Source organism: Vibrio inusitatus, from assembly GCA_024346935.1.
Classification (GTDB): Bacteria; Pseudomonadota; Gammaproteobacteria; order Enterobacterales; family Vibrionaceae; genus Vibrio; species Vibrio inusitatus.
In genome coordinates this window covers 1,872,743-1,891,333 of sequence record AP024878.1, presented here as the reverse complement: position 1 = coordinate 1,891,333, position 18,591 = coordinate 1,872,743, and the positions used below count along the sequence as shown (strand labels likewise).

16 protein-coding genes are annotated in these 18,591 nt (G+C 40.9%); 7 read left to right on the top strand and 9 right to left on the bottom strand.

Annotated features, from left to right (window positions below):
• Nucleotides 1-5 precede the first annotated feature (5 nt).
• A complete protein-coding gene (locus OCU48_RS08680) occupies nucleotides 6-1,160 on the bottom strand; it encodes an amino acid permease (protein ID WP_141344203.1) in 1,155 nt (384 codons plus the stop codon).
• Between the two features lie 610 nt (nucleotides 1,161-1,770).
• Here OCU48_RS08680 and OCU48_RS08675 point away from each other — a divergent pair.
• Both OCU48_RS08675 and OCU48_RS08670 read left to right on the top strand, forming a co-directional pair.
• Nucleotides 1,771-2,361: a murein L,D-transpeptidase catalytic domain family protein gene (locus OCU48_RS08675; RefSeq protein ID WP_141344250.1), complete on the top strand. Its 591-nt coding sequence runs from the start codon at nucleotides 1,771-1,773 to the stop codon at nucleotides 2,359-2,361.
• A 244-nt stretch (nucleotides 2,362-2,605) separates the two neighbouring features.
• Nucleotides 2,606-3,820 (top strand): peptidoglycan DD-metalloendopeptidase family protein, encoded by a 1,215-nt coding sequence (locus OCU48_RS08670; RefSeq protein WP_141344202.1) that lies wholly within the window; start codon nucleotides 2,606-2,608, stop codon nucleotides 3,818-3,820.
• A 191-nt stretch (nucleotides 3,821-4,011) separates the two neighbouring features.
• On the opposite strand, the gene OCU48_RS08665 is transcribed toward OCU48_RS08670, so the two are convergent.
• Nucleotides 4,012-4,596 carry a hypothetical protein gene (locus tag OCU48_RS08665; protein ID WP_141344201.1) on the bottom strand — a complete coding sequence of 195 codons (585 nt, stop codon included), beginning with the start codon at nucleotides 4,594-4,596 and terminating at the stop codon, nucleotides 4,012-4,014.
• Between the two features lie 328 nt (nucleotides 4,597-4,924).
• On the opposite strand from OCU48_RS08665, the gene OCU48_RS08660 reads away from it, so the two are divergent.
• On the top strand, nucleotides 4,925-6,145 hold the full coding sequence (locus OCU48_RS08660) for a multidrug effflux MFS transporter (protein ID WP_244312228.1): 1,221 nt from the start codon (nucleotides 4,925-4,927) through the stop codon (nucleotides 6,143-6,145).
• A gap of 64 nt (nucleotides 6,146-6,209) precedes the next feature.
• Here OCU48_RS08660 and OCU48_RS08655 read toward each other — a convergent pair whose 3' ends face one another.
• Nucleotides 6,210-7,208 carry a TerC/Alx family metal homeostasis membrane protein gene (locus OCU48_RS08655; RefSeq protein ID WP_141344200.1) on the bottom strand — a complete coding sequence of 333 codons (999 nt, stop codon included), beginning with the start codon at nucleotides 7,206-7,208 and terminating at the stop codon, nucleotides 6,210-6,212.
• A 445-nt stretch (nucleotides 7,209-7,653) separates the two neighbouring features.
• Between OCU48_RS08655 and OCU48_RS08650 the strand changes: the two genes are divergently transcribed.
• The 3 genes from OCU48_RS08650 to OCU48_RS08640 all read left to right on the top strand — a co-directional run bounded on the left by OCU48_RS08650 (nucleotide 7,654) and on the right by OCU48_RS08640 (nucleotide 10,448).
• Nucleotides 7,654-8,133, top strand: coding sequence for a hypothetical protein (locus OCU48_RS08650; RefSeq protein ID WP_141344199.1), 480 nt, complete (start codon nucleotides 7,654-7,656; stop codon nucleotides 8,131-8,133).
• 136 nt (nucleotides 8,134-8,269) lie between these two features.
• Nucleotides 8,270-9,295 (top strand): LacI family DNA-binding transcriptional regulator, encoded by a 1,026-nt coding sequence (locus OCU48_RS08645; protein WP_141344198.1) that lies wholly within the window; start codon nucleotides 8,270-8,272, stop codon nucleotides 9,293-9,295.
• Between the two features lie 325 nt (nucleotides 9,296-9,620).
• Nucleotides 9,621-10,448, top strand: coding sequence for a family 16 glycosylhydrolase (locus OCU48_RS08640; protein WP_141344197.1), 828 nt, complete (start codon nucleotides 9,621-9,623; stop codon nucleotides 10,446-10,448).
• 73 nt (nucleotides 10,449-10,521) lie between these two features.
• Here the strand turns inward: OCU48_RS08640 and OCU48_RS08635 are convergent, their stop codons facing one another.
• Nucleotides 10,522-11,565 carry a substrate-binding domain-containing protein gene (locus OCU48_RS08635; protein WP_337983890.1) on the bottom strand — a complete coding sequence of 348 codons (1,044 nt, stop codon included), beginning with the start codon at nucleotides 11,563-11,565 and terminating at the stop codon, nucleotides 10,522-10,524.
• 533 nt (nucleotides 11,566-12,098) lie between these two features.
• Between OCU48_RS08635 and OCU48_RS08630 the strand changes: the two genes are divergently transcribed.
• A complete protein-coding gene (locus tag OCU48_RS08630) occupies nucleotides 12,099-12,572 on the top strand; it encodes a transcriptional repressor (RefSeq protein WP_141344195.1) in 474 nt (157 codons plus the stop codon).
• 70 nt (nucleotides 12,573-12,642) lie between these two features.
• Here the strand turns inward: OCU48_RS08630 and OCU48_RS08625 are convergent, their stop codons facing one another.
• The 5 genes from OCU48_RS08625 to dnaK form a co-directional block, all read right to left on the bottom strand.
• On the bottom strand, nucleotides 12,643-12,966 hold the full coding sequence (locus OCU48_RS08625; RefSeq protein WP_141344194.1) for a hypothetical protein: 324 nt from the start codon (nucleotides 12,964-12,966) through the stop codon (nucleotides 12,643-12,645).
• A gap of 158 nt (nucleotides 12,967-13,124) precedes the next feature.
• Nucleotides 13,125-14,348, bottom strand: coding sequence for a dipeptidase (locus tag OCU48_RS08620; protein WP_141344193.1), 1,224 nt, complete (start codon nucleotides 14,346-14,348; stop codon nucleotides 13,125-13,127).
• A gap of 364 nt (nucleotides 14,349-14,712) precedes the next feature.
• The gene (locus tag OCU48_RS08615) at nucleotides 14,713-15,210 is read right to left on the bottom strand and encodes a nucleotide exchange factor GrpE (protein ID WP_141344192.1); all 498 of its coding nucleotides are present in this window, start codon (nucleotides 15,208-15,210) and stop codon (nucleotides 14,713-14,715) included.
• 14 nt (nucleotides 15,211-15,224) lie between these two features.
• The gene (locus OCU48_RS08610; RefSeq protein WP_141344191.1) at nucleotides 15,225-16,124 is read right to left on the bottom strand and encodes a DnaJ C-terminal domain-containing protein; all 900 of its coding nucleotides are present in this window, start codon (nucleotides 16,122-16,124) and stop codon (nucleotides 15,225-15,227) included.
• A 265-nt stretch (nucleotides 16,125-16,389) separates the two neighbouring features.
• Complete coding sequence (gene dnaK / locus OCU48_RS08605) at nucleotides 16,390-18,276, bottom strand: molecular chaperone DnaK (protein WP_141344190.1); 1,887 nt, start codon at nucleotides 18,274-18,276, stop codon at nucleotides 16,390-16,392.
• Nucleotides 18,277-18,591 lie beyond the last annotated feature (315 nt).

The window sequence follows — 18,591 nt, the reverse complement described above, 5'->3', positions numbered from 1 at the left end:
CGAGTTTATACCATCTGGGACATCAGTAAAAAACTGCCAAATATAAGTCCGAACAGCATCATACTATCGCCACCTTCCGCGGCGTAACTATCGCTTAAGGTATTAGCCTTGCGCAGTTTGTACACCATGACTAGAGGAATAAATACGGCGAGGAATACTAAGATTACTCCAGCGTAAGCTAGTACAGATAAGAATTGATCCGCTGCCAAGATCGCACCAACTAGAGGGAATACGAAGGTAAGAACATAGGTGATTACGCGGTTTTGCTTAAAGGTGTCACTATTTTGATTAAACAGCGACATAGCTACGCCGAAAAAAGAGGTAAGCAATGCAAGACCTGTGAAGAGCGACAGTACAGTGCCAATCCAAGGTGCTCCATGTTCAAATCCCGTCATCAACTCGGAAACACTAGAGAACTGCTTTAGTTGCTCTGGTGGCAAATTACCGACTACCGCGAACAACCAACATAAGTAACAGAACAATGGGATTAGAGAGCCGACAATAACCATATTGCGTAGCTGTTTGTCGGTCGCATCGCTGTTGTAGTTGACCAAGCTTGGGATCACTACCATAAAACCAAAACTGGTGAAGAGCACAGCGCTGGTTTTGATAAGCTCAAAATGGTCATGATTACTTACTTGCGCTAGATTTTTAGCTGAAAACTCTGGCAACAGCGCAAACAGAGTCAAGACTAGGCTCGCAATCATGATTAAGAAAAGTGCGCGGTTCAGTTTATCAATGACACCAGTGCCACAGGCTACGATAGCGCCAGCGACTAAGGTGAATAGAACCTGGCTTTGAATGAAACTGATGGAGAACCCCAAAGCGGCTGCGCCTTGTGATAGAAGATCTGCTGCACCCAAAATATAGGCCATTAGTAAGCAGATGAGTAAAGCGTAAAGTAGGCCATTAGTAACCAGTTGCCCACCCTTGCCTAGAGATGCTCTGGCGACTGAATTAAGGCCTAAACTGCCACCGGATTTAATCGTTGCTTCAAGAAGAAGCAATGCAGAGTAGGTAGTGCCGAACCAAATAAAAGCCATTAATAGTGTGCCATACACTAGGCCAAATTGAGCTAATACCATAGGAATTGCAAGCATGCCAGCGCCAAGAGCGGTGCCGGAGACAATAAGGGCGCTACCCAGAAGTTTTGTATTCATTTTCTATAAAACCGTAAATATTAATTAAATTTTGAATTCATGCGCGTGCGCGCAGAGGTATTGATAAGTTAGTGGGAATCAATACGAAAAATAAAATCGAGAAAATGAATATGACGACAAGAGAGTGTTGCAAGCGCAAGGGAGAGCAAAAGGGGATAGGTGATCTTTTGGAGAATGAATTGCTTGGTGTGGTGACCCTTCAGTGGGCTCCATAATGGGTGCTGTGATTTTGAAAATCATAAAGATGTCCTGAATAAAAAGACAGTCCTTTGAAACAAACATAGTAAATCCTGAACTATGCGATCTCGAATTGAGATAGCTTCATCTTATAGAGGAAGATAAGGATTGCAAAGGGCAGGCTGTTGACTGGTCAAATAGTCACCGTAATAACCTCGATCTACGATGTAAACAATGTTTTCACGCCAAGAACAGAGGCTGACATAATTATGACTTGAATTGCTGGTTATTTTATATACAATATCGGTCTAAAAATTAGCCTTGCATATGACGGGAATGAATAACCGAAAGTCATAAGCAAATGATCATACATCTTTATTGGCGAGTAATATAATTGACAGTTAAATCATTATTTGTATTTTTGTCGGCACTCATGTTGTCGAGCGCAGTAACCGCTAAAACAGTCGAAGAATCATCTCAAATTAATAAGATTGAAGACAAGTATCATACCATCGGCTTAGAAGGTGTGATGGACTTTGATTTGTTTAAAGATGCTTATGAAGCCTATAAATCAACAGATACCGCTAAAAAACCAGTACTGACTATTATCGATTACAAGCGTCCGTCAACGGAAAAACGTTTCTTTGTTATCGATCTTGAAAAAGAAGAACTAGCCTTTGAAACTTATGTTGCCCACGGCGTAAACAGCGGTGGCAAAACAGCGACAGAGTTTTCTAATATAATGAGCTCTCGACAAACTTCGTTAGGTGTTTTCGTCACTAATGAAACCTATTACGGTAATCATGGTTACTCTTTGCGCCTTGATGGCGTTAGTGATGGGTTGAATGATAAAGCAAGAGACCGTCATATTGTTGTACATGCAGCAGATTATGCGACCAAAGAGTTCATCAATAAGCATGGTTATCTTGGACGCAGTTGGGGATGCCCTGCACTTTCTCCAGAGGTGAATAAAGAAGTCATTGATATGATCAAGGGTGGCAGTGTTATTTACGCTAGTGCGTAATCACGTTCTCTGAGATACAGCCCTAGATGTGTAAGCCTGTCGATTCTGTCGGCGGGCTTTGTGTTTCTTAGGGTTCTGAATCGGTATTGACACTATGGTTCGATCTAATTGGTGTCTATTTTTTCAGCATAAAATGAGTTTACGAGCAGTTTTAATTCACTTGTTCAATCGAGCTCATAATCAGGCTTTTTAAGTTGATTGTTATGTTATAACATTTTGGCAATTCTACTATGCACGATATTTCATGAAACACTTTAGACTCATTGCTTTGGCTATTGCTATAGTCGCTTTTACCGTTGCGTTCTTATTGCCTGAATCTCTGCAGCAAGAACCCAATAACAGTCAACAGATCGACATATTGATAACGCCAGCACCTGAGAATCTGGCGGAACCAACGCCTATCCGTGTTCATTATTTTGTTAAAGTCGGAGATACTCTCAGTGACATCTTCTCTGCATGGGAATTGCCCTATAGCAACTTGCAGCAGGTGCTATCGGCTGATGAGATCCCACTGCAACTCGATACGATAAAGCCAGGGGATCATCTTGAGTTTGTCATTGATAGTACAACAAGACAGATTTTAACACTGACCTATCATATCAGCTTGGTTGAGCGCGCGGCTTATACTCAAATAGAAAGTGGTGAGTTTGATTACAACTTTATTGAGGAGCAAGGTGAGTGGAGAGAAACCCTATACTCTGGCACTGTTGAGGGTAGCTTTTCTTTATCTGCTCATAAGATCGGTTTGAGCTCCAATCAGATAGCTAATATCACTAGAGTCCTGCACGATAAAATTAACTTTGCTCGAGAGCTTCGAGCGGGTGACCGATTTGATGTACTGATTGACACACAATATCTAGATGGTCATCCAACAGGGAATAGTGAAATTAAGGGGATTTCTTTTAAGTTAGCGAGAAAAGAGGTTGCAGCCTTTTTAGCTAATGATGGTCGTTTCTACGATCGTGAAGGGAATAGCTTGGAGAGGGCTTTTAATCGCTATCCTGTTGATCCACAGTTTCGCAGGATTACTTCGTCATTTAATCCCAAACGAAAACATCCTGTGACGGGTCGTATTAGCCCTCACAACGGAACAGATTTTGCTACACCTATTGGGGCTGCAGTATATTCGACCGGTGATGGTAGGGTTATAGGGGTAAGAAATCATCCTTATGCAGGAAAGTACCTTGTTATTGAGCATAACAGTGTTTATACCACTCGCTATCTTCACCTTGACCGATTCTTAGTCAAGAGAGGTGACTATGTTGAGCGAGGACAGAAGATCGCCATTGCAGGAGCAACTGGAAGGCTAACGGGTCCCCATCTGCATTTTGAAGTGCTCGTGCGAAACCGCGCAGTTGATCCAATGAAAGCTAATTTACCAATGGCGAGCTCGATTTCAAAACAAGACAAATCATCGTTCACTGCACGCATTTCTAGGTTTGATAAGTTAGCTATTTAGTTCACTAGAATATTCAAGTTGTAGAGTAAGGGTTAGCTTTTTAGTTAACCCTTATTTTTTATGATCTGTTCTATCAAAGTTTGATTTCCCTTGATCTAAATCTCTGTCTCACAACATATAAAAAGCAATCGTTAAGAAAGTAAGTAAAACGATTGTTTAAGTAACAAAGTACAGTTTCGAGTATTGAAGATTTAGGATTGATTAACAAAAAGCATTTTTAGCTTGTAAAGCTCTTTTCCTGTTTTTGCTCGGGCATCAGTAGTTAAGTGAGGATATTTATTCATTACTGTACTTTTATCGTAATTTTTGGCGCTATCAAATTCAGTACTTTCTATATCTTCCTCTTCAGGCTGATCTTTATACGAGACGTTATATAGGTTTTCATTTTCCATTTTTTGCAAAATTAATGTGCGATTACCTGTTTTTTGCCCCGTATATTCTACGTAGAACCAATCATCTTCGTTGTGTTGATGCTCGATGGCCTTCGAGTAGTAAGCATGTTTCTCATTGCCATCTTTGAAGGTACTACGAAACGCAATACCATCATTATTCAAGTTTATATACAGCTGACCAGTTCCAGAATCGCAGTAGTCATCAGAGATTTGAAACCAACCTTGCTTTAGGGTTCCTCTGAAGATTTTAGCGATATTAATGTGCTCCCACTGCTGAAAAGATTCCATAGCACATACAAACTCCAAGGAATCATCGTCATCGTCATCAAGTAAGTTGCAAGCCGTAAGCGATAAAGCAACAATCGGTGTTATCCAAAATTTCATTTCTATTTGTATGATTAATCAAATTTGCTACTGATAATGAAGACAGACGCTTAGTATCACAAGCATGTTGGTCTGATAATTGGTACTAGATCAAATCAGTATGAAAGTGCGTTATATGCAAATAATTTCTTTGTTGTATCTATTAATCCATGGGGTTAAAGATCGTAACGAACCACATTCAGCGAGACATCTAGAGAAGCTAAAAATATTAGTATGGAGATTACGATATGATTTTCTTTAGATATGACCCTCGTAAATAAGCGAACACTAGTGCATTTGATGGATTCGATCATACATAAGTGATTAATCAAGATTTGAAGGCTCAGTTATGATCCCACTACCTTCAAACATGTATGTAGATCGCTTAATGGCTGAACTATCAATGACACAGAGGCGCTCAGCCCCGTCAACACTGACCCTAGTGTTGTTGACAGGGTTAGCTGCAATGGCAATAAGTATCTTTTTGCCATCACTGCCACATATGGCGGAGTACTATGGCGTCGAATACCCAATAATTCAGGTCTCTATTTCGGGTTACATTGCTTTGACAGCTGTAGTTCAGCTTTTGGCTGGTCCTTTATCAGATAGATATGGACGTCGACCTGTTGTGCTAGGTGCTATCGTTGCGTTTTCATTAGCAACAGTCGGCTGCCTATTATCCGAAAATATCTGGCTATTCATGCTATTTAGAATGCTTCAAGCCGTGATTGTTACGGTGTCTATTGTTGCGCGTACGGTAGTGCGAGATGTTGACTCTGGTCCACAAGCAACTCGCAGACTGAGCTATATCATGATGGGAATGTCTCTCGTCCCCATGATTTCTCCAACCCTAGGGGGTTTTCTAAGCGAATTATTTGATTGGCATGCCGTTTTTCTTTTGCTGTTGGCATTTGCGATGATTGTTGGTGTATTGGCGTATTTCGACATGGGAGAAACCGCACAACAAATAAACCCTTTCCCCAAGACTCGAAATCAAGGTTTTAGAGTTCTTATTAAGGATAAGCACTTTATTAGCAACACACTGATTTCCATGTTATCCAATGGTGCGTTTCTGATCTTCCTATCTGCTGGGCCATTAATTGCGACTCAGCACTACGGTTTATCACCATCTACTTTTGGTTTGTATTTCGCTCTGACGCCTGCAGGTTATCTGTTAGGAAATTATCTAACAAGTCGTTTAAGTCATACCTATTGTTCAAAAACGTTGATTAAGGTGGGGAGTGTAATTGCTGTTCTTGGTCTAGCGAGCATCATCTTTGTAGTCAATTGTGGCGCAGACATGCCTAGTGTTTTCTTTGGTCTAATGCTTTTCGTTGGGTTGGGGAATGGTCTGATTATTCCTAATGCGACTGTACGTATGTTGAATGTTACTCCGGCACTAATTGGTTCAGCTTCGGGCTTGGGCGGGGCAATTATGACCGCTGGCGGTGCTTTGCTGTCTCTTTCATCAGACATAGCGGTATATCCAGATTCAGGCATATTACCGATAACGAGCGTATTATTAGTCTGTTTTATCGGTGTTCCGTTCATATTATCTATGCAAGATTAATTAAACAAAAGGCTAGCGAGCGGCTAGCCTTTTGTTTGACATGAGTGAGTGTTCGTTTTGCTGGCTATGAATTTGATAATTCGCTCATGCGGTTTTTATACATAGATGCCAGAACCGCACAGCTCATGATGGTCACTAAAAATCCTAAAGACCAAGTTGTCGCAATTGCGTAATCGGTTCCCACTAACACCATCTTTATGCCAATAAAGATCATGATGATCGAAAGCGCGGGCTTGAGATAAATAAACTTATCTAACATTGCTTGTAATACAAAGTACAGGGAGCGCAATCCAAGAAGCGCAAACACGTTTGCAGCCAGTACTAAGAATGGTTGTTGGGTTACAGCAAAGATTGCAGGGATCGAGTCCAAAGCAAACATGACATCCATTACCGCGATGACCCCAACGACAATTAACATTGGGGTCGCAATCCATTTTCCTACTTGTTTGAATATCAAGCGGTTGCCTTGATAGTCATCCGATACAGGTAGGAACTTACGAATGAATTGCTCCGGATAAGGGTTTACTTCTTCCTCTTCTCCCTTGTCGCGCGCTAGTTGAATGCCTGTCCAAATGAGGAATGCCGCAAATAGGTACAAAACCCAGTGATACTCTGCTAGCAATTTAGCGCCGATAACAATCATAACCGCGCGCAATATTAGTGCACCAATAACCCCCCATAACAGAGCTCTAGGGCGCAGATGTTCCGGCACCTTGTATTGGGTAAAGATGATTGCGAATACAAATAGGTTATCAACGCTTAATGACTTTTCTAACAGATAGCCAGTTAAAAAGGCAATCGTTGCTTTCTCTGAAGAGTAGATACTATGTGGTGCATAGAAATCCCAGAAATAGTAGATAGAGACTGCAAACACAAAGGCCAACACAAACCAAAACACACTCCAACCAAGCGCTTTCTTAATTGATACCGCGCCACCGCGCGTTTGATAAATATCTAGCGCAACCAACACAAGGGTCAATAGACCAAAGACGCTATACATGACTAGCGACTCATGCATTAGTACAGATGAACTTAATTGGGTGGAATTTTGAATAGGGGACATACTTCCTCCTGAGCAGAAGGACAGTGTTTAGGTGACCTTCCGCAAAACATAAAAACCAACAGGCATACGGGTATGCTGCTGATCAATGAATGCGTTGGTCTCGTTGGAGTGATCGGATAACAACCAATCACCTTTACTTACCGGTTAAACATGCGCTTAACGGGATGACGATAAGTAAACTTGCGCTAACTACTCCCCAAAACAGGGTCATCATAGGCTTGTTTTGGTCGATAGCCAACAAAAAGTATTAATTGAAGTGATATAAAAATCTATAGCGTGATGCTTCTCAACATTAGCATTGTAGTCATAGCAATCTCAAGAATGATGTTTTATTTGGGGGTAATAAGGTTTGATTACGTGTCACTAAATGGCAATTTCTTGAGGGTCTTAACCGCTAAGATGTCCATTAAGTCGAGGGCACTTAGCCAAATTGAGAGAGTCATGTATGTCTAATGTAGAGAAAAATTATGGTTTCAACACACAGCAACGTTTATTTGTTGGATACACACTCGCGGTATTAGTCGATCTAGTGGTGTTAAACCTATTTGATGAGTACTGGGGGTTTGTCAGTATTGAGTCTTTTACTATTTCACTGACTGCTGCATTACTGCTTCAATTGCTACTAAAACTTTCAATTGGACTGGAACATAAGATTGCTAATCACTTTAAATCTAAATCGGGTAAAGCTCCAAAGGTATACCGAGCAATTTCGACGTATATCATTTTAGTTGGATCGAAGTTCATTATGTTGGAAGCAATTAACCTGTTGTTTGGCGAGAAAGTACAGTTCACTGGCCCATGGAATGGTGTGGTCGCTTTCTTTGGTGTGGTATTCGCTATCTTGATTGCTGAAATGGTCGTATCGAAGATCTACTTTTCATTAGATGATACTGAGAAACAATCAGTGGCAAAAGCCGTAGCTTAGTAAAAGAAATGAACCGCCACTTTATTGATAAGTGGCTTTTTTCTTGTTGTATTAGCCGTAGTTTTAGATCTAGTTAACTGTACCAATCAGAATAATGGGTATAATTTTTTCTCCCTGCTGCAGCACAAAGTCTTGAATGAAAACACCTACCGCAAAAGATGTTTCAGATGTCGCTAATGTTTCTATGAGCACAGTGTCACGCTATCTCAATCGAACAGCACCGGTTGCCAAGAAGAAAATTATTGCCATTGAACAGGCAATATCAGATCTAGGGTTCATTCCTTTGAACGCTAAGCCGCAAGGTATCAGGACGAAAGAGAAACTGATTGGTTTAATGATCCCAACATTTGATAGCTCCTTCATTAGCAGTACTTTAGATGGAATGGATCCAGAGATTCAAAATAGTGTGTATCGTCTTGTTATCGAAACGAGCCATTGGGATAAAACCAGCGAAATAAATGTGATTCAGCGAATGGTAAAGCAAGGGATAGAAGGGCTTATTGTTCTTGTTAATAGCCTGTCGGAAGCAGAAATAAAAGCCATTGTCGGTGAGTTACCAGTATTGGTTGTTGCTGGTGTGAGCGAAGGTATTTACTCACATATAAGCATTGATAATATTGCTGGTGGACGCTTGGCTACCGAGCACCTTATAGGGCTTGGTCATAGAAATATTGTGCACCTTTATAGCAGTGAATTAGGTAATAAAGACTCATTGCAGCGCAGTCAAGGCTATCGCGAAAGTCTTGAAAGAGCAGGAATAAATTATAACGAGAAACTCAGTTTAGACGGTGGTTATCGAGCTACCTGCGCGTCGCGAGCAATGCAATCATTGATTGAGCAAGGTATCGAATTTACGGCGGTTTTTGCAGCCAACGATCTTAGTGCTCTTGGGGCAATTAAAACCTTACTGCAAAATGGTATCAAGGTACCCGATCAGGTGTCAGTTGTTGGCTTTGATGATTCGCCTGCCGCGTCCGTATTCTTACCCAAATTGACCACGATAAAGCAACCCTTACAGAAAATGGGAAGTATCGCCATACAGCAGATGGTGGTCATGATTGCAGGAAAAACCGTGAGCTTACCTTCTTTAGAACTCGAGCTTATTGTTAGAGGAAGTACCGATAAGGTAGTCTTTATAGGTGAGCAATCCTCTCCTTGTTAGCCAGTCTCCGGCGTTAAATTACTGTATATCGACCCTAACCACAAACTCACATCACCCCATGAAACAAATTCCAGCAATTATCAGGTAAAGCATTGTTTTATAAGTATTTATTTCTTGAAAATCGTTAATTGTCATACCTCTCACTATTAATAGCATTCTGCACAAATATTCTTGCAGATAAATATAATGATTTCAGTTAATTAGGATACCTACTGTTAAAACTCTGCATTGTGAGTAGAGCTGAAGCATATTGAAAATAGTGGTCTATTTCATACGGCGGAGTTGCGTGGGCTAGATAATCTTGATGGTTTTAAAGGAAGATACTATGAATCGAGTGGCTAAACTGGGTAGTGCTTTACTAATGAGCTCTGTTCTTATGGGGTGTACATTAGGTAGCAGTGCTACTGCTGAAAATCAAAATATCAATCAAGATACTATGGGGGCGTCGGGTAAGCTAAATACTTCTGAGGTGCCTTTGTATGGCGCTGAAGTTTATAGCAAGGATAAAGTGAAGTTTGGCAAATTTGTCGTTCGAATGAAGATGGTGTCAAACTCAGGAGTGGTTTCATCGTTCTTTACTTATGACAATGAATCTTGGCAGGGTGGCATACCTTGGCGTGAGATTGATATTGAAGTGATAGGTAAGAACCCTAATCAATTCCAAACCAACTTGATTACCGGCGACTCAGCAAATCGAGTCCACTCTGAAAATATTCATCAGTTAGCAAATATGGATGAGTTTCATGAGTTTACCGTTATTTGGACACCAGATATGATCAGTTGGTTGGTCGACGGTAAGGAGGTTTATACAGAGCGTGCTGAGGATTCTCAGCAGGTCATTGATATGCGTTCGTCTCCGCAAAGCTACCGCATGAACCTATGGATTTCAGAGGCAGCAGAGTGGGTTGGTAAGTTTAATAAAGAAGACCTACCGCTTTATCAATACGTTGATTGGATTGAATATCATAGCTACGAGAACGGTGAATTTGAGCTAGATTGGCGCGATGATTTTACCGCCTTTGACAGTGAGCGTTGGGGTAAGGGAGATTGGGGCTTTGATTCGAACTTAGTTACCTTTGCACCAGAGAATGTAATTATCAAAGATGACATGCTAATACTTGGTTTAACGGCAGGTAGCAAGGGCATTAAATAGCGCTGAATCACAACGGTTTATTTAGGTCTATTGAACACCGCTTTGCCCCGTTGGCTAAGCGGTTTTTTTGTACTTAATTGACCGCTTTGGATGTGCTGCCTCTGATAATGAGCTCTACGGGTGGAATAAACGGCGTATCGGCATTGTTGCTCATTATGTCGCATATATGATCCAGTGCTATCGTACCTATGTCATATAATGGCTGACGTATCGTAGTTAAGGCTGGTGTGAATATTGCTGAGGTATAGAGGTCGTCAAAACCGATAACAGATATTTGCTGTGGAACATTAATATTATGTTCTTTTAGAGCTTGAATCACACCATAAGCACTTAAATCATTGGCAGCAAATACAGCACTGAATGGAATATCATCTTTGATAAGCTGAATAACTGCATTGCAGGAAGGCTCGGTATAGTACCCTCCATCGACAATGAGTCTTGGATCAATTTGTAATCCGGCTTCTAGCAAGCTCTGTTTGTATCCCTCAAGCCGGTCCTTGGCATCTGGTCCTTCGTTCAAACGGCCATATGCATGAACAATTTTGGTGTGCCCTAGCTGTATTAAATGATTTGTAGCAATCTTTCCTGCAATCACATTGTCAATCTTGAGTATCGGCAGAGAGCCTTTATCTGAGCCTGCGACAATGAGTATGGGAAGATGCCCGACTAATCGCTTTATTTCATCTTCATTGAGCAAGCTGACCACCAGTACAAGAGCATCTACATCTAAATCGAGCATTTGTTTAATGATCTTCTGCTCTCGGATTTTGCTAAAGCGTGAGCTCTCAATTCGCAAGCTGTAGGCACTGCCTTGAGCGCAATGACTCATGCCGTTTAAGATGCTCGCAAAGTATGAATTATCGAAGGTGGGCACTATCACTCCGATCTTCATGCTACGAGCCTTGTTTCCGTGGTGCTTGGTTGTTTTTGCATTAAAGCCGAGTGCTGAGATGGCTTGTTCTATAGCTTGGACTTTTTCTCTTGTGATATATCCCGTTTGGTTGTTGAAGCGAGAAACTGTGCTTACGGAAACGCCTGCATGACGTGCAATATCATAAACGGTAGGCTTTTTCATACAGATAGATAGGTTGTGGAGATTGAATTGATAGTGACGCAATAATGTATCTTATTACAGAATAGAAAGTCTTTGATTTCGTAGGTTTTTGTCTTATTTGCGAAGCTCGTTCGATCTACTAGTGCAGATAAAGAGCACCAGAGAATTTTCTCTAGTGCTGTGCTGATAATGAATAGATGTCTCATCAAAATCAGTGACCGTATTATCTCGGTCAACACTCCCAAGAGAATTGGTTTCATAACAATAGAAGGTTGGGGCGGGATTTTCCGCTTTGTCGTCGTCCAAGTCATTTTGCAAGATCGGAGCCTCACTGGTCACACTTAATGGAAATTGAATACTATTCTAGCATGGTCAATTCCACGCATTTTTGGTGTGTTCAGCCTTGTTCTCAAGTGTTTTTCCAACGCTATTTCTGACTATTTACTTACTATGATTGTTATAAGTTGATAGACCTTGAATGGTATGTGTATTTTTTTGGAGAGTGCAGTGTCGATGTAAAGAGCGAGAAAATGGTTGGGTTTTAGAGTAAACTAACCAACCATATGTACGCTAAATAAGCAGATCTTAAGATATCTATGCAAGACCCTCACGAAAGTTCTAACACGAAAGCCATCATTGAACATGCGACTACAAAGTGTAAGCAAAATGGTGGACAGTTGACTGAAAAACGAAAGAAGATTCTTCTATGTCTAATTGGAACACCTAAAGCATTATCGGCTTATGAGGTCGTTGATTTATATAAAGAGCGGTTTGGTCAAAGCATGTCGGCGATGTCGGTTTATCGCATATTGGATTTTCTGCAAGAACAAGGGTTAGTGCATAGGCTGCAAATTGCTAATAAATACATCTCATGCATGCACATTACCTGTGCTCATAGCCATGAAACAGCGCAGTTTTTGATTTGCTCTAATTGCTTTAAGGTAAAAGAAGTAAGTATTGATTCAGCGCTTATCAATGAGCTAAGACAAAATGTCGCTGATGCTGGCTTTGTCTTTGCCAGCGAGCAATTGGAAGTCAATTGTCTTTGCGAGGATTGCAAAGAGCAATAAAGGTCGGTTCAACCGTTTTAAGTCCTGATATTGACCGACGTGTCGATATTGTCCCTTAATGTTGAATAAACTATTCGCAGTGGATGCTATCTTTTACGCCAGAGGGTACAGACAAGTTGTCACACTTAGGAATTGAGCGTGTGTTGCTTTCTTGTGTATTGTTAGTCTCGATGTAGTGGTCCACATCGCCAGTACCTTCTAGTTCAATTAGAGCTTGGTTGTGTTCTACTGCGTTGATGGTAGCTTGCTGATCAGAAGAGACAGTTGCTACGTGTGCTTCGCTTCTCATTACGTCTGTTGATTCTACAACATCCTTGGCATTAACTGCCGCTGCACCAGCGATAAGTGCAGAAGTAATGATGCTCAGTTGAATAGTTTTGATGATCTTATTCATGGTTTCTCCTAGTTAAACTTCAACCGCCTGGCAAATGATTTGCAGCGTATTGGTATTCACAGAAGATTACCCGGTTGCTCATAAATAAGTTAATCGTTGACGTAGGATACCATCCTACAAAAAACGGCCCGAAGGCCGTTTAGTTGTTGCTATTTTGATTATTTCCACGTTTGCTGATAAACACGAATTAGGTTTCCACCAAATAACTTACGCAGATCTTCGTCCGTATAACCCATTTTCCACAACTCATCGACCGTCGCCGCTAGGTGTTTAGAAAGTTCTGCACATCCTGTAGCGCCTTGATCGAATGCGTAAATCATATAACCGTTGTCGGTATATTTATCCGCATGCTTTTTGGCAAATGCGACTACTTTTTCTGTCTTCATCATATCGTCGGTAGCAATACCAACATGATCAATACCTACTACTTTTACTGCACCATCGATCATTTCGGCATATTGTTTTGGTGTAATGTCCTCTGGCCAAACACCGTCCATCATCCACTCTGTACCAGTGACGGATATGACACCTCCCATATCGGCCACTGCTTTAGCTTGCTCATCCGATATTAGGCGATAACAAGGTGCAAGGCGGTAGTCCTCATCACCTTTCTTCAATCCATTGCTTGCCATGCGTTCTTGAGTTTCAGGTACAGTTTCATGAGGCTCACAACCATAGGTAGAGGCTAACGGTGAATGTGAATAAATAGCGGGGATACCCTTATGATATTTCTTCATATAGTCGGTGATGTCTTTGGTTGTTTGATTCGATGTATGTGACAGGTCAACAGTGATGCCGTGTTCTACCATCTCATCGATAACCTTCTTACCAAAATCAGTCAAACCTGATTTGTCCCCGCCCATGCTAGAAATTACACCTACACCGGTTTGTTCTTTACCGTTATAAACAAGCTGCATGGTTTTGATGCCCATGTTCTCCAGTTCTTTTACCTTGTTGGCATCACCCTCAAGCATCATGGTAGTTTGGGAGTTCCACATGATAGCGTATTCACCATTCTTGTGTGCTAGCTCGAAGTCTTCAGGTGCATTGATTATACGGACTTTGCTGTCTGCTGCTTTTATTGCATGATTCCACTTTTGATATTCCGACTGGAATGCAATCCATGTTGGAGTGTGTGGTGCGCCTAAGGTAATAGAAGCGCCAGTGATACCTCTCTGATGTGCTAAGTCGATGTACTGAGCAACTTCTGAATCTTTATCCCAACCAGTTTGGAAAGGGGATGCGTAAAAATCGATAGCGATATTATCTATGACAAACTGCTGAGCTTTAGGTGTCGCTTGATCGTGCCAGTCCTTGGTTTCTATGGACGCGAATGCAGAGGTTGATGCCAAGATGAGGGATGCAAGAAGTAGTTTTTTCATATCTGAGTACACCTATTTAATTGGGCTGCAATGTCGTGTTGATGTGGTTACTATAAAGGCTTAGTGATCGTCGGATGCCCATTTTGCGCCATCCGTAAAGGTTTATAATCAACAGATGAAAAAGCGCTTATAGCACCAACTAACTTGATGATTTTTAATAGATTAGACTATATTGTTGTTTTAATGAACTAGGCTGTTCATTTATTTACATTGATTAGCATCAATGGGCATTAAATTGTATTTGCGCTCAGAGCGTGGCCGTCAATGCCAGCAGAACTGGCAGCGATTATCTGGCCTTTATTTATATAAGTGATTGATATTTAATGAATGCATGATCTCTACACAACGAGATCTTGTTGAACAGCTAGTGGGTGACAATCACTAAGGCGGGACGAATAACCCGATCGTTCAATAGGTATCCTTTTTGAAGGACATTTTTCACAATATGTTTCCCATTGCTAGAGTGGCCTGATTCGGTCGCTATAGCGTCATGATATTTAGGGTCAAACGGTTCGCCCAAAGGGTTGATACTCACCAGGCCAAACTTTGCTACTGTAGTAATTAACATGTCATAGGTTATCTCTAAGCCTTGATAATTATAATCATTTTCCTCAGATAGATTGGATAATGCTAGTTCTAAACTATCAATTACTGGAATTAATGCCTCGTTGTACTTAGTCAGAGAGTATAAGCGCACCTTTTCAAGCTCTTTTTCTGAACGCCTACGGGTATTTTCTAGATTTGCCTTGGCTCTCAATATGTCTGTCTGTTGTTCTCTATTTTTTAATTCCAATGCTAGAATTTCATTTTTCAACATGGCTATATTTTCAGTGACAGTTGCTTCTAACTCATTGTCTTGCATAACGTTCTCTTAATTTAAATGCTATTTTTTAACGCGGTTAGCGCTGATAATTGTTCTGTAGATGAACATTTAGGAATGTGAATATTCACTTTTATATAGAGATCACCACCTTCAATGCCTTTGCTTTTTAGCTTAAATAACTTTCCATTTTGAGTACCAGCAGGAATAGTTATTTTATAAGCTTGATCAAGTGGCTTAACATTGATTACACCACCGCCCATCGCAGTAAATATATCAATGGTTTCTAAGTAGGTTAGATCATTCCCATTAATGCGTAATTGTTCATCTTCTATAGTGTGAATGTGAATAATTAGGTCGCCATTTTGCCCGCCACTAGCACTAGTCTGCCCTTTACCGGCATACCGGATTTTCCTTCCGGACCTAGTGCCAGAAGGTATTTTTACCTTTATCTTTTTGTTTTCATTTCCTATTGGAAGATGAATGATTTTTTCTGTCCCAAGGAGTGCGTCCTTGAGTTCAACTTGCAGTGTGAACTCAAGATTTTCGCCGGCTATTGGACCTCTATTTCCTCGCGTTCCTGAGAAGATATCCTCGAAGTTGAAATCGCTGGTTCGATTTTGAGAAAACATACCTTCAAAACCGCCAAACCCTTGATGTGTCCCGGAACTATGAGCAAAACCTGAGCGATTAGGGTCGCGTTGATACTGTTGCTGTCGAGAATGAAATGAGTCATCAAATGCAGCATGGCCATATTGATCATATTGAGCTCGTTTATCCTGATCAGACAGAGTCTCATAGGCTTCTTTTACCGCTTTAAATTTTTCGCTCGCGGAAGGGGCTTGATTTTTGTCGGGATGATATCGACTTGCTAGCTTCTTATATGCTTTTTTTATCTCTTTTTTTGAGCTTCCTTTGCCCACGCCAAGGATGTCATAAAAATCTCTTTTAGCCATGTTGTGTTTACTTCTATTGTTATCTTCTAGATATTAAGCTTACTTTTGAGCACTAGGTTTCTTTATAGTAGTGATGTGTTTTAGTTTGTTCGCCATGCTTTTATAAAGGGATTGCTTGTGTATTTGCTTAAATAAAAAAAGATCCCAGAAAACTACAGCAATTAACAATAAAACAGCACTCGATACGATGAATAGGTCATACATGTTATTGATCCATATTAATAATTTAAGATAGGCGCCATTGCGCCTATCTTAGTGATTGCTATTATTCGACTTCTTCAAAATCAGCATCAACGACATCTTGGTCGTCTTTAGCTTTGTTCGATGAAGTTGCATCTGGTGATTCACTATTACGTTGCGCTAGGTTTTGCGATTGCTGTAACAGGGCTTGGGTTGCTGTTTCAATTTCAGATTTATTATCTGTATCTTTAACGGCTTCAAGCGCGACAATGAGTTTGTCGGTGGTTTGCTTCTCTTCTTCTGAGAGCACACTTGCAGAATCTTCCATTTGTTTTTGAACAGTGTGGATTAGGTGATCAGCTTGATTTCGCAATTGAACTAACTCTGCGAACTGCTTGTCAGCATCTTTATTCATTTCTGCTTGTTGAACCATTTCCTCAACTTCATCACTACTCAGACCAGAAGAGGCTTGAATGGTGATTTTCTGCTCTTTACCGGTTTGCTTATCTTTTGCCGATACGTTCAAAATACCATCGGCATCAAGATCAAAAGTTACCTCGATCTGAGCAAGGCCGCGTGGTGCTGGTTGAATACCTTCTAGATTAAATTGACCAAGAGATTTATTAAATTGCGCCTGTTTACGTTCACCTTGAAGCACATGGATGGTTACTGCGCTTTGGTTGTCTTCAGCGGTGGAAAACACTTGATTGGCGTTGGTTGGGATAGTGGTGTTTTTTTCAACAACGGTTGTCATTACGCCACCCATGGTTTCAATACCCAGAGATAGAGGAGTAACGTCGAGCAAAAGTACGTCTTTGATGTCACCAGAAAGGACAGCGCCTTGAACTGCAGCACCCATAGCAACGGCTTCATCAGGATTAACATCCTTACGTGCTTCTTTGCCAAAGAACTCAGCTACTTTTGCTTGTACAAGTGGCATACGAGTTTGACCACCAACCAAGATAACGTCAGTAATGTCTTTTGCTGCGAGTCCAGCATCCTCAAGTGCAATTTTTAAAGGCTCAATAGAGCGTTCAACTAGGTCTTCAACAAGGGCTTCTAGTTTAGCTCGGGTGATCTTAATGTTTAGGTGCATTGGCCCTGTCGCATCGGCGGTGATATAAGGAAGGTTTACATCAGTTTGCTGAGCCGAAGAGAGTTCTATTTTTGCCTTCTCTGCAGCCTCTTTAACGCGCTGCATTGCCAAAGGATCCTTGGTAAGATCGATACCTTGCGATTTTTTGAATTCATCAGACAAGTAATTAATTAGGCGGTTGTCAAAGTCTTCACCACCTAGATGGGTATCCCCATTTGTAGAAAGAACTTCAAAGGTTTTTTCGCCCTCCACCTCATCGATTTCAATGATAGAGATGTCAAAAGTACCGCCGCCAAGATCGTAAACGGCCACTGTTTTATCTTTGCTGTTTTTATCAAGACCGTAAGCAAGAGCTGCAGCTGTAGGCTCATTGATAATGCGTTGAATATTTAGACCGGCAATTTTACCTGCGTCTTTAGTTGCTTGACGCTGCGCATCGTTGAAATAAGCTGGAACCGTGACAACAGCATCAGTGACTTTGTGACCTAGGTAATCTTCAGCCGTTTTCTTCATTTTTTTTAGGATTTCAGCAGAAACTTGAGGTGGTGCCATTTCTTTGTCTTTTGCTTCAATCCATGCGTCACCATTGTTTGCTTTGATAATCTTGTAAGGCATGATGTTAAGGTCGTGCTGTACTTCCTTATCTTCAAATCGACGGCCAATCAATCGCTTGATTGCGAACAAAGTATTTTGAGGATTGGTAACTGCCTGACGTCGTGCAGGCTGTCCAACCAAGGTATCTGTGTCTGTATATGCCACAATAGAAGGTGTTGTACGGTCGCCTTCTGCATTTTCAAGAACGATAGGCTTATCGTTTTCTACTACTGATACGCAAGAGTTAGTTGTGCCTAAATCGATACCGATGACTTTATTCATTTTCATTTCCTGATTTGTAATATTGAAGACCAATCTTCCAAAGAAAAGCCAGCAACTAAGGACCGGGCGAAACACTTTATGTGTCAAAAAGCATGTTCTTTGGAATGTTAATCTTGAGATTACAGCGATACAGAGCACTCAATTAAGTAGATAGAGTGAGACGATAGGTGAAAAAACACCATGGCTATAAAGTTGAATCTCGTTAGTGATATTCAGGTTAAGAAAAATTAGAAACAAAGAAATCAATCAATGCTAAAGAAGGAATAAAAAAGCCATAAACAAAGTGATAAAGAAAATATAAGCATTTATATATCA

Excerpts from the sequence above, each read along its gene's own strand:
- OCU48_RS08675 (WP_141344250.1), top strand. The coding sequence starts at position 1,771 with ATGTTGTCGAGCGCAGTAACCGCTAAAACAGTCGAAGAATCATCTCAA.
- OCU48_RS08610 (WP_141344191.1), bottom strand. The coding sequence starts at position 16,124 with ATGGCTAAAAGAGATTTTTATGACATCCTTGGCGTGGGCAAAGGAAGC.
- OCU48_RS08655 (WP_141344200.1), bottom strand. The coding sequence starts at position 7,208 with ATGTCCCCTATTCAAAATTCCACCCAATTAAGTTCATCTGTACTAATG.
- OCU48_RS08650 (WP_141344199.1), top strand. The coding sequence starts at position 7,654 with ATGTCTAATGTAGAGAAAAATTATGGTTTCAACACACAGCAACGTTTA.
- dnaK (WP_141344190.1), bottom strand. The coding sequence starts at position 18,276 with ATGAATAAAGTCATCGGTATCGATTTAGGCACAACTAACTCTTGCGTA.
- OCU48_RS08670 (WP_141344202.1), top strand. The coding sequence starts at position 2,606 with ATGAAACACTTTAGACTCATTGCTTTGGCTATTGCTATAGTCGCTTTT.
- OCU48_RS08620 (WP_141344193.1), bottom strand. The coding sequence starts at position 14,348 with ATGAAAAAACTACTTCTTGCATCCCTCATCTTGGCATCAACCTCTGCA.
- OCU48_RS08680 (WP_141344203.1), bottom strand. The coding sequence starts at position 1,160 with ATGAATACAAAACTTCTGGGTAGCGCCCTTATTGTCTCCGGCACCGCT.
- OCU48_RS08625 (WP_141344194.1), bottom strand. The coding sequence starts at position 12,966 with ATGAATAAGATCATCAAAACTATTCAACTGAGCATCATTACTTCTGCA.
- OCU48_RS08615 (WP_141344192.1), bottom strand. The coding sequence starts at position 15,210 with ATGCAAGACAATGAGTTAGAAGCAACTGTCACTGAAAATATAGCCATG.
- OCU48_RS08630 (WP_141344195.1), top strand. The coding sequence starts at position 12,099 with ATGCAAGACCCTCACGAAAGTTCTAACACGAAAGCCATCATTGAACAT.
- OCU48_RS08660 (WP_244312228.1), top strand. The coding sequence starts at position 4,925 with ATGATCCCACTACCTTCAAACATGTATGTAGATCGCTTAATGGCTGAA.
- OCU48_RS08640 (WP_141344197.1), top strand. The coding sequence starts at position 9,621 with ATGAATCGAGTGGCTAAACTGGGTAGTGCTTTACTAATGAGCTCTGTT.
- OCU48_RS08665 (WP_141344201.1), bottom strand. The coding sequence starts at position 4,596 with ATGAAATTTTGGATAACACCGATTGTTGCTTTATCGCTTACGGCTTGC.
- OCU48_RS08645 (WP_141344198.1), top strand. The coding sequence starts at position 8,270 with ATGAAAACACCTACCGCAAAAGATGTTTCAGATGTCGCTAATGTTTCT.